Annotated in this window: 16 protein-coding genes and 2 tRNA genes; 16 read left to right on the top strand and 2 right to left on the bottom strand. The window is 40.6% G+C overall.

Going from position 1 to position 16,392, the window contains the following annotated elements:
- Positions 1-27 precede the first annotated feature (27 nt).
- The 10 genes from HT678_RS09375 (at position 28) to HT678_RS09330 (ending at position 6,365) form a co-directional block, all read left to right on the top strand.
- A tRNA-Arg gene (locus tag HT678_RS09375) sits at positions 28-101 on the top strand.
- 15 nt (positions 102-116) lie between these two features.
- Positions 117-190: transfer RNA gene (locus tag HT678_RS09370), tRNA-Pro, on the top strand.
- Positions 191-793: 603 nt separating this feature from the next.
- Positions 794-1,000, top strand: coding sequence for a hypothetical protein (locus HT678_RS09365; RefSeq protein WP_014017355.1), 207 nt, complete (start codon positions 794-796; stop codon positions 998-1,000).
- Complete coding sequence (locus HT678_RS09360; RefSeq protein ID WP_000709172.1) at positions 997-1,161, top strand: hypothetical protein; 165 nt, start codon at positions 997-999, stop codon at positions 1,159-1,161. Before HT678_RS09365 ends, HT678_RS09360 begins: the two co-directional genes overlap by 4 nt.
- Before the next feature lie 16 nt (positions 1,162-1,177).
- Positions 1,178-2,062, top strand: a complete 885-nt coding sequence (locus tag HT678_RS09355; RefSeq protein WP_119948046.1) for an ABC transporter ATP-binding protein — start codon at positions 1,178-1,180, stop codon at positions 2,060-2,062.
- A 1-nt stretch (position 2,063) separates the two neighbouring features.
- Positions 2,064-2,801: an ABC transporter permease gene (locus HT678_RS09350; RefSeq protein ID WP_172924890.1), complete on the top strand. Its 738-nt coding sequence runs from the start codon at positions 2,064-2,066 to the stop codon at positions 2,799-2,801.
- Complete coding sequence (locus tag HT678_RS09345; RefSeq protein WP_172924888.1) at positions 2,801-3,898, top strand: sensor histidine kinase; 1,098 nt, start codon at positions 2,801-2,803, stop codon at positions 3,896-3,898. Before HT678_RS09350 ends, HT678_RS09345 begins: the two co-directional genes overlap by 1 nt.
- Entirely contained in the window at positions 3,899-4,498 is a 600-nt protein-coding gene (locus HT678_RS09340) for a response regulator transcription factor (RefSeq protein WP_172924886.1), read from the top strand.
- A gap of 318 nt (positions 4,499-4,816) precedes the next feature.
- On the top strand, positions 4,817-5,827 hold the full coding sequence (ccpA, locus tag HT678_RS09335) for a catabolite control protein A (RefSeq protein WP_172924884.1): 1,011 nt from the start codon (positions 4,817-4,819) through the stop codon (positions 5,825-5,827).
- A 208-nt stretch (positions 5,828-6,035) separates the two neighbouring features.
- Positions 6,036-6,365, top strand: coding sequence for a hypothetical protein (locus HT678_RS09330; RefSeq protein WP_172924882.1), 330 nt, complete (start codon positions 6,036-6,038; stop codon positions 6,363-6,365).
- Between the two features lie 28 nt (positions 6,366-6,393).
- Here HT678_RS09330 and HT678_RS09325 read toward each other — a convergent pair whose 3' ends face one another.
- Positions 6,394-7,356: an asparaginase gene (locus tag HT678_RS09325; protein ID WP_050302899.1), complete on the bottom strand. Its 963-nt coding sequence runs from the start codon at positions 7,354-7,356 to the stop codon at positions 6,394-6,396.
- A 65-nt stretch (positions 7,357-7,421) separates the two neighbouring features.
- Here HT678_RS09325 and HT678_RS09320 point away from each other — a divergent pair, with 65 nt between their 5' ends.
- Complete coding sequence (locus HT678_RS09320) at positions 7,422-8,813, top strand: Cof-type HAD-IIB family hydrolase (RefSeq protein ID WP_000453149.1); 1,392 nt, start codon at positions 7,422-7,424, stop codon at positions 8,811-8,813.
- 122 nt (positions 8,814-8,935) lie between these two features.
- On the opposite strand, the gene HT678_RS09315 is transcribed toward HT678_RS09320, so the two are convergent.
- A complete protein-coding gene (locus tag HT678_RS09315; protein WP_050302896.1) occupies positions 8,936-9,388 on the bottom strand; it encodes a universal stress protein in 453 nt (150 codons plus the stop codon).
- A gap of 171 nt (positions 9,389-9,559) precedes the next feature.
- Here HT678_RS09315 and HT678_RS09310 point away from each other — a divergent pair, with 171 nt between their 5' ends.
- From HT678_RS09310 to HT678_RS09290, 5 genes are all read left to right on the top strand, one after another.
- Entirely contained in the window at positions 9,560-9,859 is a 300-nt protein-coding gene (locus HT678_RS09310) for a hypothetical protein (protein WP_000797852.1), read from the top strand.
- A gap of 20 nt (positions 9,860-9,879) precedes the next feature.
- A complete protein-coding gene (locus HT678_RS09305) occupies positions 9,880-10,437 on the top strand; it encodes a hypothetical protein (protein WP_001203814.1) in 558 nt (185 codons plus the stop codon).
- Between the two features lie 143 nt (positions 10,438-10,580).
- Positions 10,581-11,795 (top strand): pyridoxal phosphate-dependent aminotransferase, encoded by a 1,215-nt coding sequence (locus tag HT678_RS09300; RefSeq protein WP_000666451.1) that lies wholly within the window; start codon positions 10,581-10,583, stop codon positions 11,793-11,795.
- A gap of 144 nt (positions 11,796-11,939) precedes the next feature.
- Positions 11,940-12,074, top strand: coding sequence for a 50S ribosomal protein L34 (gene rpmH, locus HT678_RS09295; protein WP_000831907.1), 135 nt, complete (start codon positions 11,940-11,942; stop codon positions 12,072-12,074).
- 654 nt (positions 12,075-12,728) lie between these two features.
- Positions 12,729-16,392 (top strand): YPDG domain-containing protein (locus HT678_RS09290; RefSeq protein ID WP_172924880.1); only part of this gene is annotated, 3,664 nt, incomplete at its 3' end.

Raw genomic sequence — 16,392 nt, 5'->3', positions numbered from 1 at the left:
ATTCCGGTCTTCGGCATAAACTAATGAGCACCCTTAGCTCAACTGGATAGAGTACCTGACTACGAATCAGGCGGTTAGAGGTTCGACTCCTCTAGGGTGCATTTTTCTATTTAACTCGGGAAGTAGCTCAGCTTGGTAGAGTACTTGGTTTGGGACCAAGGTGTCGCAGGTTCGAATCCTGTCTTCCCGATACATTACAGAGATATGTGAGTCTCTATTTTTAAAACTAGATATTATATACATTCAGAGAGAATCAGTTTGGTTCTCTCTTTTTTGATTTTCAGCAATTCATTTTGGCAGCGTATACTTTTTGTCTCCAGTCTTTTCAATAAATACCGTAGTTTAGGTAACCACATTGAAATTTAACAGATTTTATATTAAATTGAATTTGGAATAGTATAACATCTCTTCTAAAATATTGTTATAAATTGATTTGGATTCCAAAATTAAATTGTTCGATTCTTATTTTATTTTATTATATAACTCTTATAAATTTAGCCTCCTATAAATTTTTAAGAAAGCAATAGAAGGGTTTTGTTCAACGTATAATATATATGTTTGCCTGATAAAAATTTCTACTTTTTTGATTTTAAATAAGTATTAGTTTACATTATGGTGTGAATTGGGTTTGATATCTCTTTTGAGGAAGTTGCCTTAGATTTTTCTAATTGTGTTTTATTGTATAGTGTATCTTGCTTGTTTTGAACATAATTTTTTATGACATTTGTCATATTTTCTAGTGACAGAAGCTTCTATCTCCTCTGATTTCAAAAGACTATAATTGTAGTACCAAATGGAGGAAGAAGAGATAAGAAATAAAATGATTATCGCTGTAAGTTTAGTAGCAGCAGGAGTTATGACCTATCTCATGTTTTCGGGATTGGATGAGGATTTCTACCATTTTCCTTGGGAGGTCTTTGCTGGATTTGGAATGATGTCTTGGCTTGTTAGAGAAGGTTTGAAATTAGTCTCAGATGTGAAAAAGGAGTTTGAGGAATGAAAAAAGCGATTATCTATCTCTTTATTGGTCTGTCACTCTTGGTATGGTTGGTAGAAATGTTTACAGGTTGGTTTGATCAAGACTTCCTTTACCAATTCATCCGTGGTGCTTGGGGTTTTGGATTTATGATTTTCGTCGTTTTCCCTATGGGAATGGAGTGATTGAAAGGAGAATATTATGAACATGATTAAGGTACAAGGCTTACATAAAAACATCAAGGGTAAGGCTATTTTGAAGGATATTTCCTTTGAGATAGCTGAAGGTGAATGTGTTGCCATGATTGGGCCAAACGGAGCAGGAAAGACCACACTCTTGGACTGTTTGCTCGGAGATAAATTGGTCTCCAGCGGTCAAGTATCTATTAAAGGTTTACCAGTAACGAGTTCTCAGTTAGACTATACAAGATCCTACCTCCCTCAAGAGAATGTAATCGTTCAGAAACTAAAGGTAAAAGAGTTGATTGCTTTCTTTCAAAAAATTTATCCAAATTCCTTGAGCAATCAGGAAATCGATCAACTATTGCAGTTTAATCAGCAACAGAAAGAGCAATTAGCAGAAAAATTGTCAGGCGGGCAAAAGCGTCTCTTCTCTTTTGTCTTGACCTTGATTGGGCGACCAAAGCTTGTCTTTTTAGATGAGCCAACTGCTGCCATGGATACCTCTACCCGTCAACGTTTTTGGGAAATTGTTCGGGACCTAAAAGCGCAAGGAGTCACCATTCTCTATTCCTCCCATTATATCGAAGAGGTAGAACATACAGCTGACCGGATTTTGGTTTTAAATAAGGGAGAGTTGATTCGTGATACGACGCCTCTAGCTATGCGTAGCGAGGAAATAGAAAAGCATTTTATCCTTCCTCTAGCTTACAAGGAAGTCATTGAGCAGTCTAATTTGGTTGAAAACTGGTCACAAAAACAAGATGCTTTGCAAGTAGTTACACGTGAAGCGGATGCTTTTTGGCAACTGTTAGTGCAAGCAGGATGTAGGATTCAAGAAATTGAAGTCAATAATCGTAGCTTGTTGGATACAATCTTTGAAGAAACACAAAAGGGAGATGACTAAGATGAAACGATGGATCGCACTAAACAAGATAGAATTTCTATTGACCAAACGGCAATCAGTCTATTATTTATTATCAGTAGGGATGCCGACAGCCTTCTATTTATTCTTTTCTGGCATCTACCAGGACACACCAGGTGGACCCGCGAATTTTATGCGTGATTATCTTATCTCCATGACGGCTTTTTCCATGATGTCGACAGCTATCTTCTCATTTCCAGCTGTCTTACATACCGACAAGATCAACAATTGGCAGAAAACATTGCGTCATAGCCCTGTAAATATGGTAGAATATTATCTATCAAAGATAACAACTATGCTGGTTGATTATATGGTCTCAATTCTGGTTGTTTTCTCAGTTGGGCATTTTGTAAGAGGTGTGGACATGTCTCTTGGAAGCTGGGTTGGGGCGGCGCTCTTGCTGATTTTGGGAAGTATTGCATTTGTAGCGATTGGTTTGACCTTGACGCTCTTACCAACTAGTCAGCTGATGTCTGTCGTGGGCAATCTTCTTTACCTTGGCTTGGCTGTTTTAGGTGGGCTCTGGATGCCTATCTCTTTATTTCCAGACTGGATGCAAGCAGTCGGTAAGTGTCTCCCGACCTATCAGTTGATGGAGTTGCTCAAGACCTTCTTAAACAAGGGTGGCATCAATCTATCAACCACAGTTTATTTACTTGTTTTTTCAGCAGTTTTATTTGGTTTGACTATTTACCTTCAAGGTCATAAGGAGAATGCTTAATGCTTGAAAGACTGAAAAGCATAGATTATATGTATTGGGCCAGTTTAATTTTTATGGTTTTTCCCATCGTTCCTGTAGTGACTGGGGAGCTTCCTAGCTGGCATTTGTGGATTGATATTCTATTTGTCTTGGCTTACTTAGGCGTTTTAACCACCAAGAGTCAGCGTTTATCCTGGCTCTGTTGGGTTATCATGCTAGCCTATGTAGCTGGCTATACTGCCTTTGTTGCTGTAAATTATATCTGGTTCTTCTTTTTCCTTGCCAATCTCTTAATTTATCATTTCGGCGTACGTAGTTTTAATTCTTTACATGTCTGGACTTTTCTTCTTGCTCAAGTCCTTGTTGTGGGCCAACTGTTGATTTTTCAGAGAATCGAAGTTGAGTTTCTATTCTATCTACTTGTAATTCTTACTTTTGTCGATTTAATGACTTTTGGATTGGTTCGGATTCGGATTGTGGAGGATTTGAAAGAAGCTCAGGCTAAGCAAAATGCCCAGATAAATCTATTGCTTGCTGAAAATGAACGCAGTCGTATTGGTCAAGATTTGCATGATAGTCTGGGACATACTTTTGCTATGCTCAGTGTCAAGACAGATTTAGCCTTGCAGTTGTTTCAGATGGAGGCTTATCCACAGGTGGAAAAGGAATTAAAAGAAATTCACCAGATCAGTAAGGATTCCATGAATGAAGTGCGAACCATTGTGGAAAATCTTAAGTCTAGAACTTTGACATCCGAACTAGAGACTGTGAAAAAGATGTTAGAAATTGCTGGAATTGAGGTGGAAACGGATAACCAACTAGATACTGCTAGTCTTACTCAAGAATTGGAGTCAACGGCTTCCATGATTTTGCTTGAGTTGGTGACCAATATTATCAAACATGCCAAAGCGTCGAAGGCCTACCTGAAATTAGAACGGGCAGAGAAAGAACTCATTTTAACAGTAAGTGATGATGGCTGCGGCTTTGCTTTTCTAAAAGGAGATGAGCTCCATACAGTCCGAGATCGTGTTTCTCCATTTTCAGGAGAAGTAAGTGTAATCAGTCAGAAACATCCAACGGAAGTGCAAGTTCGACTACCTTATAAGGAGAGAAAGTAGATGAAAGTATTAGTCGTAGAAGATCAAAGTATGTTGCGAGATGCCATGTGCCAGTTGCTTGCCTTTCAAGCAGATGTAGAGTCTGTCTTACAAGCCAAGAATGGTCAAGAAGCAATTCAACTATTAGAAAAGGAGTCTGTAGATATCGCCATCCTTGACGTAGAAATGCCTGTTAAGACAGGACTCGAAGTCTTGGAGTGGATACGAGCAGAAAAGCTCGAAACAAAGGTGGTTGTAGTGACGACCTTCAAGCGCCCAGGGTATTTTGAACGTGCGGTCAAGGCTGGAGTAGATGCTTATGTATTAAAGGAACGAAGCATTGCAGACCTCATGCAAACCTTGCACACCGTCCTCGAAGGACGCAAGGAGTATTCGCCTGAATTGATGGAAGTGGTGATGACCCGTCCCAATCCGTTGACAGAACAAGAGATTGCTGTCTTAAAGGGAATTGCTCAGGGTTTCTCTAACCAAGAAATTGCAGATAAACTTTATCTATCCAACGGAACAGTCCGAAACTATGTCACCAATATTCTTTCGAAACTAGATGCAGGTAATCGAACAGAGGCAGCTAATATCGCGAAAGAATCTGGTTGGTTGTGATACTATCATAACGCGAAAACCATTATGTGTTAAAATTAAAATTATTCAATCAAACAATTTGTAACTTGAGGGGGCTTAGTTTCCTCCTTTTTGTTTCGTCTAAGGTGGTAGCAAGGAGCTAAACCTAGGCTTTCTATGAAATTTTTTCAATCAATCCTCAAAAAACACTTGAAAGTGTTTACAATTAGTGATAGAATGGAATAAGTAAAAATATGAAAACGAAATTTTCACATCTTCACTTTTGTAAGTAGATATAGAGCTTTAATCGGTGCCTCTACTTGTAAAAGAATGTGTGGGATAGAAAGGACAGGAAAAGGAATGAATGCAGATGATACAGTAACCATTTATGATGTCGCTCGTGAAGCAGGTGTTTCCATGGCGACGGTCAGCCGTGTGGTTAATGGCAATAAAAATGTAAAAGAGAATACCCGTAAAAAAGTGTTAGAGGTAATTGATCGTTTGGATTATCGTCCAAATGCAGTTGCGCGTGGTCTTGCAAGTAAAAAGACAACCACTGTCGGTGTCGTGATTCCAAATATTACCAATGGTTATTTTTCGAGTTTGGCTAAGGGGATTGATGATATTGCAGAAATGTACAAGTACAATATTGTCCTAGCTAATAGCGATGAAGATAACGAGAAAGAAGTTTCTGTTGTCAATACCCTCTTTTCAAAGCAGGTAGATGGCATTATCTTTATGGGGTATCACTTGACAGATAAAATTCGCTCAGAATTTTCGCGTTCACGTACTCCGATTGTTCTCGCAGGAACTGTGGATGTAGAGCATCAGCTTCCAAGTGTCAATATTGACTACAAACAAGCTACGATTGATGCAGTGACCTACCTCGCTAAAGAAAATGAGCGCATTGCTTTTGTCAGTGGTCCACTAGTGGATGACATCAATGGTAAGGTTCGTTTGGTTGGCTACAAGGAAGCTTTGAAAAAAGCAGATATTCCTTATAGCGAAGGATTGGTATTTGAATCTAAATACACTTATGAAGATGGCTATGCCTTGGCAGAGCGCTTGATTTCATCAAATGCAACTGCAGCAATTGTAACAGGTGATGAGTTGGCGGCAGGTGTCTTGAACGGTTTGGCTGATAAAGGTGTGTCAGCACCAGAAGAATTTGAGATCATTGCCAGTGATGATTCGCAAGTCTCTCGCTTTACCCGTCCAAACTTGACAACTATTGCCCAACCTCTTTATGACCTTGGTGCCATTAGTATGCGTATGTTGACTAAGATTATGCACAAGGAAGTGTTGGAAGAACGTGAAGTTCTATTATCTCATGGATTAACAGAACGTAGCTCAACACGAAAACGTAAATAGAAAAAATCAGGGAATCGAGAAGATTTCCTGATTTTGTGCTCTTAAACAAGAGATGTTGACTTAATGAATACCATAGAGCGGACTAGGCGGCTGGTTAAAGACTGCGCAACACACTGTTTTGAACTTGTAGATAGAACTGACGAAGTCAGCTCAAGTCCCTGCTTTGAGCTTGTGGATAGAAGTCAGCTCAAGTCCCTGCTTTGAGCTTGTGGATAGAACTGACGAAGTCAGCTCAAGTCCCTGCTTTGAGCTTGTGGATAGAACTGACGAAGTCAGCTCAAGTCCCTGCTTTGAGCTTGTGGATGAAACTGACGAAGTCAGCTCAAGTCGCTGCTTTGAGCTTGTGGATGAAACTGACGAAGTCAGCTCAAGTCCCTGCTTTGAGCTTGTGGATGAAACTGACGAAGTCAGCTCAAGTCCTTGTTTTGAGCTTGTGGATGAAACTGACGAAGTCAGCTCAAGTCCCTGTTTTGAGCTTGTGGATAGAACTGACGAAGTCAGCTCAAGTCCTTGCTTTGAGCTTGTAGATGGAAGCTGACGTGGTTTGAAGAGATTTTTCAAGAGTCTTAGCCTTCCATATAGTCTTTCAAATCTTGCCCTGTTAGTCCGGCATTGAGGGCAATGAGGAGTTTCAAGCGGGCTTTTTGGGCGTTGAGTTCTTTAATAAAGAAGACACCAGATTTTTGTAATTGCACGCCCCCACCCTGGTAGGCATAAACAGGCTCAGCGATACCGTTAAAGCATCGTGAAACCAGGGCGACTGGGATTCCTTTTTGCAGAAGGTTTTCTAATTTTTGAGCCGTTTCTTTGGGAATATTACCAGCTCCGAAGGCTTGGATAATTAAACCGTCCAAGTGTTCTAAATCCAGCATATCAATCAGCTCATCTGTCATACCAGCATAAGCCGAGATGATAGGCACCAAGCCTTGTATGTGATCAAGGTCAAAGCGAACACGAGGTTCAGCTGTTTTAAAGTAGAGGATTTCCTGTTTCATGATGAGACCGAGGGGACCATGTGTTGGGGTCTGGAAGGTGCTGACGTTGGTCGTATGTGTTTTGGTGACATACTTGGCAGCGTGGATTTCATCGTTCATAACGACCAAAACTCCTTTGTCAGCAGCCTTGTCATCGCTAGCTACCCGTAAAGCACTCAGATAGTTATAAACACCATCACTACCGAGTTCATTGGAGCTGCGCATGGCTCCTGTTAGAACGATGGGCATGTGGGGAATTTCCATGGTATCAAGGAAATAGGCTGTTTCCTCTAAAGTATCGGTTCCGTGTGTGATCACCACCCCATCGTAATTATCTGCTTCCTCTTTGATTTTTTGGTAGAGAGCCAGCATATGTTTGGGTTTGATATGGGGGCTTGGCAGATTAAAAAAGTCCAAGGCATGAACTTGGATTCCTTCAAGTGGGTTGGACACATGATTCATAGGATTATCTGAACTCGTCACAACAGCGCCAGAAGCATCGGCCTGCATGGAAATAGTCCCACCCGTATGTAAAACAAGGATTTTCTTAGGCATGATTTACTTACTCTTTCTGAAATGTGGTATAATCATTGTATCACAAAAGGGGAGATTGGGATAGGATGGAAGTCAAAGCTGTTTTTTTTGATATCGATGGAACACTAGTCAACAATCGCAAGAGTGTTTTGAAATCCACTAGGGACGCGATTAAGATTGTCAAAGAGCAAGGGGTGCTTGTCGGTGTAGCGACAGGGCGAGGACCTTTTTTTGTTAAGGAATTGATGGACGATTTGGACCTGGATTTTGCGGTAACCTATAATGGCCAGTACATCTTTACTAAAGACAGAGTCTTGTTCACGAGCCCTATTTCCAAGTTGCACTTGCGCCATCTAATTAGCTATGCTAAAAAAGAGGGGAAGGAGATTGCCCTAGGGACCAAGGATGCCATGCTGGGTTCTAAAATCATGTCCTTTGGTCTGGGTTCTTTTTCCCAACGAATCAGTCGCTTCGTTCCCTCTGTTTTAACCCGGACGGTGAGTCATTCCTTTAATCGTATGGTCAGCAAGGTTGTTCCCCAAAAGGAAGAAGACCTGCTTCATCTGATGAATCAGCCTATCTACCAAGTTTTGATGCTGATGACGCCAGAAGAATCTGAGAAGGCGGCAGCTGATTTTGAAGACTTGAAATTGACACGTAGCAATCCTTTTGCTGCGGATGTCATCAATCAAGGAAACTCTAAATTGGAAGGCATTCGACTAGTCGGGAAAGAATATGGCTTTGACCTCAACCAAGTCATGGCCTTTGGTGACTCAGATAACGATCTTGAAATGCTGGCAGGTGTTGGGATGTCGGTCGCTATGGGAAATGGTAGTAGCAGTGTCAAGGAAGTTGCCAAGCACATTACCACCAGCAATCAACAAGACGGAATCCACAAGGCCTTGGAACATTTTGGTGTTTTGGCTTCAGAAAAAGTCTTTGTCAGCCGTGACTATCATTTCAATAAGGTCAAGACCTTCCACCATATGATGGATGAACGGACTCAAGAAGAACCTCGAGCTTGGGATTTAGAAGGTGCAACCCATAGGGCTGGCTTTAAAATAGAAGAATTGGTGGAGTTTGTTCGAGCAGCCAGTCCTTCTGAAGAGGACTTTGGTCAAGCTCTATCGCAACTTCATCAGGCTCTTGATAAGGCGGCAGATAAAGTAGCCAAGAAGACGCCTGCACAGCAAGATTTGATAGGGCAAGTGGATGCCTTGATTGACACGCTTTACTTCACCTACGGTAGTTTTGTCTTGATGGGGGTGGACCCAGAACGTATTTTTGACATTGTCCATCAGGCTAATATGGGAAAAATTTTTCCAGATGGCAAGGCTCATTTTGATCCAGTGACCCACAAAATCTTAAAACCAGATGACTGGGAAGAAAAATATGCTCCAGAACCTGCTATTAAAAAGGAACTGCAGCGCCAGCTCAAGGCTTATGAACGCCATAAAGAGAGAAATAATACTCAATGAAANNGAAGTCAGCTCAAAACATGTTTTTGAGGTTGCAGATGGAAGTTGACGTGGTTTGAAGAGATTTTCGAAGAGTATAAATAGTAAACAAAAAGGAGCTGGGGGCTCCTTTTTATTTACGATTATAAGGTTTTCTCTTGTTCTCTCACCACCAGCAAATCGACCTTAGCATGGCGGAGGATGTATTCAGATGAAGAGCCGACCAAGAGGCGTTCAAAGGCGTTGAGACCGGTTGCGCCAAGGAGGATGAGGTCCACTTCTTCAGTATCGGGAATAGTACGTGCTAGTAGGGTCTTTGGATTTCCCATTTCAATGACGATATGAACATCGGCCACACCAGCATCTTTAGCACGTTTTTCGTACTCTTTCATCAGACTTTCAGCGTCGACTTGGAGTTGTTCGTAAACTTCAGCATCAAAGGTGGATACGCTTTGGAGAGCGCGTGTGTCAATGACATGGGCGATGGTGAGTTTAGCGTCGTTTCGTAGAGCAGAATGAACTCCCTTGACAAAAGCCAAGTCTGCTTCCTTAGAACCATCGATTGCGACCATGATATTTTGGTAACGTTGTGTCATAATGAAACCTCCTGAAATTTTCTTACTACAATTGTAAACCTTTTCACTATAGAAGTAAAGCAAAAAAAGTATTTTTCAAAAAATGTTAGCGCTTGACATATGTATGTATATATGTTAAAATATATAAAAAAGAGTGAGAGTAAAGATAGAATAGATTGGAGAGGAGTGGTTATGAAAAACTCTTTTCAAGAATCAAAAAAAATAAATTTCCTTTATTATGGAATCATCTTAGCTTCGGTCTTGGTAGAAGTGATCATGATCTGGCAATTAGATAGGTTGATTCCGCTTCTTTATCCAGGTTTTGTTGGCTTTTTAGTCTTTCATTTACTCTACCATTTGGTATTATTCCTAGTCGCTAAAAGAAGTGGTCGCTGGGATTACTTGATGATATGGGGGCTTTTCCTCATGTTCAATCTTCTCTATGACTCCTTTTTAGGCTTGCTTTTTCTAGGTTTATCTTTTGGTATGTAGAAATTAGTTGAGGTGTTGATATGAGATGTTCTAAATATATAATTACAATGATGTTTGTATTGTTTACTTTTGGAATGGTTATTCCTGTTGTAGCTCAGGAAAATTCCAATAATATAGATCAATCAATTACTATTTTGAAAAAATACACTGAATTAGATGAATCGAATATTCCTTTTATTCGGACGGATATTATGGAAGAACAGAATGAAAATAAAGAAACAATAACTCTTGCAGAAATGGTGAATGAACTCGCTATAAGTTATAAAAATCAGAAGCTATCTCATAATAAAGTAATAAAAAGAATAAGAAGAGGTTTGATTCCTACTTATGGTAATTGGTGTGGTCCAGGTCATACAATGGATGATAGAAATGGGAATGCAATTGATATTTTAGACTGGGCATGTAAAGATCACGATATTTGTTATAGAGATAATGGATATTGGAATATTGATTGTGATAAACGATTTATCAAACAGTTAAAAGCTATTCTTGATAGTGACGTATTATCTCCAGATGGGAGATTATATGCATCTGCAGCCTATACCTTATTTTCTACTATGAGAAATTATGGTGGATAGTTATTCTCTTTAAACTCTCCTCTATTTCCTCGCTTTTAGCGAGGATTTTCTTCTATATAAATCTAGTAACAGCTTCCAGCAAACTTGTCGCATTCTTTTTCTAGTGGTATAATGTTACTAGTCTGATGAATGGAGGAAACAAGATGAAAGAATATAACAAGTCTAGTAAGTTAGAGCATGTTGCTTATGATATCCGTGGTCCGGTTTTGGAAGAAGCCATGCGGATGCGAGCAAATGGAGAAAAGATTTTGCGTCTGAACACAGGAAATCCAGCAGAATTTGGCTTTACAGCGCCAGACGAGGTCATCCATGACTTGATTATGAATGCGCGTGATAGTGAAGGCTATTCTGATTCCAAAGGGATTTTTTCAGCCCGTAAGGCCATCATGCAGTACTGCCAACTGAAGAAATTCCCCAATGTGGCTATAGATGATATTTACCTTGGAAATGGTGTCAGTGAGTTGATCGTCATGTCCATGCAGGGGCTTTTGGACAATGGAGATGAGGTCTTGGTGCCTATGCCCGACTATCCTCTCTGGACAGCGGCTGTCAGCCTAGCTGGGGGAAATGCCGTTCACTATATCTGTGATGAAGCTGCAGAATGGTACCCTGATATTGCGGATATCAAGTCAAAAATCACTTCCAATACCAAGGCAATCGTCCTTATCAATCCAAACAACCCAACTGGAGCCCTTTATCCGAAGGAACTCTTGCTGGAGATTATTGAGATTGCCCGTCAAAACGACTTGATCATCTTTGCGGATGAGATCTATGATCGCATGGTCATGGATGGGCATGTGCATACGCCTGTGGCGAGTCTGGCACCGGATCTCTTCTGTGTCAGCATGAATGGTCTGTCAAAATCGCATCGTATCGCTGGTTTCCGTGTGGGTTGGATGGTCCTGTCTGGCCCTAAGACTCATGTTAAGGGCTATATCGAAGGGCTCAATATGCTGTCCAATATGCGCCTTTGCTCTAACGTTTTGGCCCAACAAGTCGTCCAAACCTCCTTGGGTGGTCACCAGTCAGTCGATGAATTACTCCTTCCTGGTGGACGGATTTATGAGCAAAGAAACTTCATCTACCATGCCATTCAAGAGATTCCAGGTTTGTCTGCCGTTAAACCCAAGGCGGGTCTCTATATCTTCCCCAAAATCGACCGCAATATGTACCGTATCGATGATGATGAGCAGTTTGTCCTTGATTTCTTGAAGCAGGAAAAGGTGCTCTTGGTTCATGGTCGCGGTTTTAACTGGCAGGAACCAGACCACTTCCGTATCGTTTACCTTCCTCGTGTCGAGGAACTAGCCCAAATCCAAGAAAAGATGACTCGTTTCTTAAAACAGTATCGCAGATAGGGCTTACATGAGAAAAAGCTGGAAACAATTGCCTAGAGCTATTGACAAAAGTGACAGAATCAGATAGAATGGTAAAGTATGTTTAGTAACTGATCACTTTATAGCCGGCTAAACGAATACAAAATCTATGAGGAGGTATTCATCGTGAAACGTACTTATCAACCAAGTAAACTTCGTCGTGCGCGCAAACACGGATTCCGTAACCGTATGTCAACTAAAAATGGTCGTCGCGTATTGGCAGCTCGTCGTCGTAAAGGACGCAACGTTTTGGCTGCCTAGTCCAAACCACGGAGAAGGAAAGTCAGTAGTAACTCGAGTCTACTGGCTTTTATTGTGCTTAAAAATAGGGGCAAGAGTAGATGAACCCGGTGTCAAAGATAGAGTAGCTGGAAGCTAGGAAAGTAGATAGCGACTTCTAAAACAGTTTTAGAAATTGCTTTGCATTTCCTAATCAATCTGTTGCGTTTTTATTTCTTTTCGCTATAGATCTGTCTGGTAAAGGAAGGGCTCGTCATAAGCTATAGTAGATTGAAACGAGAATAGGACACCTCTACTTCTAAAACATGGTTAGAAATCGATTTGACTGTCCTGATCGATTTGTCCTGTTCTTATTTCATTTCACTATAGTTGAACCATCTCATTTTTAGGAGGGCTGGATGGCTAACTTCCTTATAGAACTGTTAGTGGGATTCAGCGATGAAAAAAATGATAAAAGTGTCAGGATAAGTGTTGACTAATTTTATCAAAGTGGTATAATGTAGCTGTGATAGCTGTGATATTATAGTTGCTTGAGGCTTAAGGGTGACCTAGTCTCATCTCCTATCATTTACTCACTAGTAAGAATCACGGTGCTGTTTCTAGCTTCACTCTCTGAAGGAGTGGGAGTTGGGAAACTTATTTTTTATTATATCATTAGTCTTCTAAGGAGGTAACATGGAAGATAAATCGAATTCACTCAGTAGGGTAAAGCGCCATCAACGCGAAAAAGTCTTGCGCTTCTCTATTCGTAAATATAGCTTTGGTGCAGCTTCTGTTGCGGTTGCGGCTCTTATGTTTATGGGGGCCAACGTTGTGAGTGCAGATAGCCCAAGCCAAAACACGTCGTCATCGACTACTGGTCTAGCTAGCCCGAAAGATGGGGAGCAGTCGTCTGAAGCAGGGCAGGCAAGGGATGAAAATCAAGCCGAAGTAGCCAGTGAGCCTTCAGCAAATAACGAAGCTCAACCTGCTGAAGAGAAAGCTGCTACAGTTGATAACAGCCGCTTGAGCAAGCTAGTGGAAGAGGTAAGTGCTCTTCTTTCTACCGACTCGAAGCACGATCCTTCAGTTGTAAGTCCTATTAAGGAGCGACTTCAAAAAGGGAAAGAATTATTAGCTCGTGCTGATGCAGGTCAAGGGGATCTTGACAGTCTTGCTGAGAAGTTGGAAAAGGACTTGGCAGTCTTATCAAGATCTTCTAAAGAAGAAAGTCAGCCGCAGGGAAGTGAAGCAGCAGCTAAAAATGCCTCTTCTGAAAGGAGCGACCATAAGGAGGAGGGTTCAGACAGGGCTGCTTCTGCATCTGTGCCAGAAAACAAACCTAGAAGATCTAAGAGGGCTCTGGAATCTAGCCCGAATACTGTTAACGAAGGTGCTTTGTCTGATGTCAGATACTTTGCTTCTGTTGATCCATCTACTAACAATGGTCAAAATACAAGGAATAATGATCCAGATTTTACTAGTGATAAGACAGTAATCAGAGCAAACTACCAGGAAGACAATGAAGGTAAATGGATGGTCTACGATGTCTTCTTCAATAACGATGGAAATAGAATGACACATTATTCGTATCAGCAACAGTATTATTTCCAAGCTCCTTTTAACATCATGGATTCTTCTAACACAGTAAAAGACTTGAGTTTCACACGATACCAGAAATATGGTGGAAGAAGGCTTTCTGATGGGAATATCGGATTCCAACGATATGGGAATGTAGCCAATATTGATTATGCGTGGTCTCAGAAGTATAATATTTTTAACAATGATGGTCGTAGTTTTTATGATCCAAATTCAGGAGTCACTCGAAATGACCAGAGATGGGATGTATTCAAGAATAACCAATACGATACTACCCTAAATACTCTTACAAAAGATAAAAATGGTAACTATCCAAGACTATCATATTATTTGGGGATTAAGGTTGGACAAGAAAGTGCTCCTTATGCTGTTCATATGCATGCGAAGATTAAACTTAGAGATAATGTGACTGCTGATGAAGCAGCTAAATACGGTCATGTCTACGCTGCCACGACAACATACGGAAAAACGACTGATCAGTCATATATTGTGGGAGCATTGGGTGCCAGATTAGAAACGACCACAGAGGCAGAAACCTACCCTATCAAAGGTAGCTCACATACCAAAACGGTGGGAGATAGTCTTCCAAATACAGATAACCCTGTAGGTGATGGCTATATCACTTCAAAAAGTGGTAAAGACTTCCCGTCAGAAATGAATTGGAACTGGGAAGGTGGTCGTAAACCAAGTACAGATCAAGCTGGAGTCTTTACTTATAAAGTAATTGCTACCTACAGTGATCAGTCATCATCAGAAAATGCCAACTCTGGTTCAGACGGAACTGTTAAGCTTACAGTTAAACCTAAAAAACCGACTATTACAGGCTTTGAGAATAAGAAAGGTCTCACTGGACAACAACTTACAGTGAATGTAGGAAGTGGAGTGCCAAAAGGTTCTAAAGTTAATATTTACGATGGAACTAAGCTGATCGGAACTGGAACAACTGATGGAGAGACTGCAACCGTTACAGTTGAAGGAGCTTTACCAGGTTCTCCTATTACTGCTGAAACCATTGTTAACAATGGTGGAGAGGTGAAATCAGAACGAAGTGACGCTGTAACACCAACAGAAGCACCAGACAAACAAGCCCCAACCTTGACCATCACACCAGCAAGCCAAACGGTAACAGAAGGTGAATGGGTAACATTTACAGTCACAGCAACAGATGATAAGAAGGCTAAGCTGGATGTTAGTGATTTTATAGGCCAACCAAAATATAGTAACAGGCTTACTACAGCGCAAGCATTTGTAGAATCAAAAGGAAGTACAGATACTAAACAAATCAGAAAAATCACCCTTAAAGCCCTACCAGAAGATGTTGGTAAAACACATACATTTACCTTCAAGGCTACTGATGATGCAGGGAACCAAGCAAAACCTGTGACCTTTACTTTCACTGTCACAGCTGGTGATAAGACGGGGCCAACCATTACAGCAGCAGATGCTACAGTAACTAAAAACGAACCAATTACTCCAATCCCTGTAACAGCTGTAGATAATACAGGTGGTGTTGGCTTGCGTGATAATAATCCAATAGAGGTAAGCAATTTACCACAAGGATTAAAATATGAAAATGGCAAGATTACAGGGACTACGAATGCTGCGACAGGATTCTATACTGTAAAAATTAAAGCATATGATAAAAATAATAATTCTTCAGAAAAAACAATAAGAATCACTGTTGAAGAGCAAGCTAGCAAATATAATCCGACAGGAGAAACATTAACAGTTCCGTATAACCATAACATTACGGATGATGAAGTGAAGGCAAAAGTACAAAACTTTGCTCCAGGAACTTTAACGGTACAAAGTAAACCGTCAACAAATACATCAGGTAATGTAGGAAATGCTGTAGTGAAAGTAACATACCCAGATGGTTCACATGATACAGTAAATATTCCAGTAGTTGTAGGACGTCCAAATAAAGATGATTACACACCGAAGTACAATGATGGTAGTGGTAAACCAGGAGCATCAGTAGACATCCCAGTAAGTGAAGCGAACGGTAAGAAAATTCCAACAGGAACAACCTTCGAAAGTGGAACACCAGGAATCACAGTAGATGATAAAGGAAAAGTCACTGTTACAATTCCAAAAGATAAAAAACCAGGTGATGAAATAACAGGAAAAGTTCTAGTAAGATATCCAGATGGATCAGAAGAAGAAGTCCCAGTCAAAGTAACGGTAACAAATCAAGATAAAGATGATTACACACCGAAATACAATGATGGAAATGGAAAACCAGGAACTAAGGTGGAAATTCCATTAACAGAAGAAAATGGTAAGGACATTCCAACGGGAACAACCTTCGAAAGTGACCAACCAGAAGTTATCACAGTAGATAAAGATGGAAAAGTTACTGTCACAATTCCAGCAGATAAGAACCCAGGAGACAAGATTACCGGTAAAGTAACGGTAACCTATCCAGATGGCTCGAAAGAAGAAGTTCCAGTAACGGTTACAGTAGGTGAACAAGATAAAGATATCTACACACCGAAATACGAAGATGGAAATGGCAAACCAGGAACTAAGGTGGAAATTCCATTAACAGAAGAGAATGGTAAGAAAATTCCAACAGGAACAACCTTCGAAAGTGACCAACCAGGAGTTATCACAGTAGATAAAGATGGAAAAGTTACTGTCACAATTCCAGCAGATAAGAACCCAGGAGACAAGATTACCGGTAAAGTAACGGTAACCTATCCAGATGGCTCGAAAGAAGAAGTTCCAGTCAAAGTAACGGTAACAACACCAGCTCGTA

Origin of the sequence: Streptococcus sp. 3167 (genome assembly GCF_013277175.1) — a bacterium.
Lineage (GTDB): Bacteria > Bacillota > Bacilli > Lactobacillales > Streptococcaceae > Streptococcus > Streptococcus pseudopneumoniae.
Note: the sequence above shows the minus strand (reverse complement) of the source record. Positions and strands in the feature narration are given on the sequence as shown.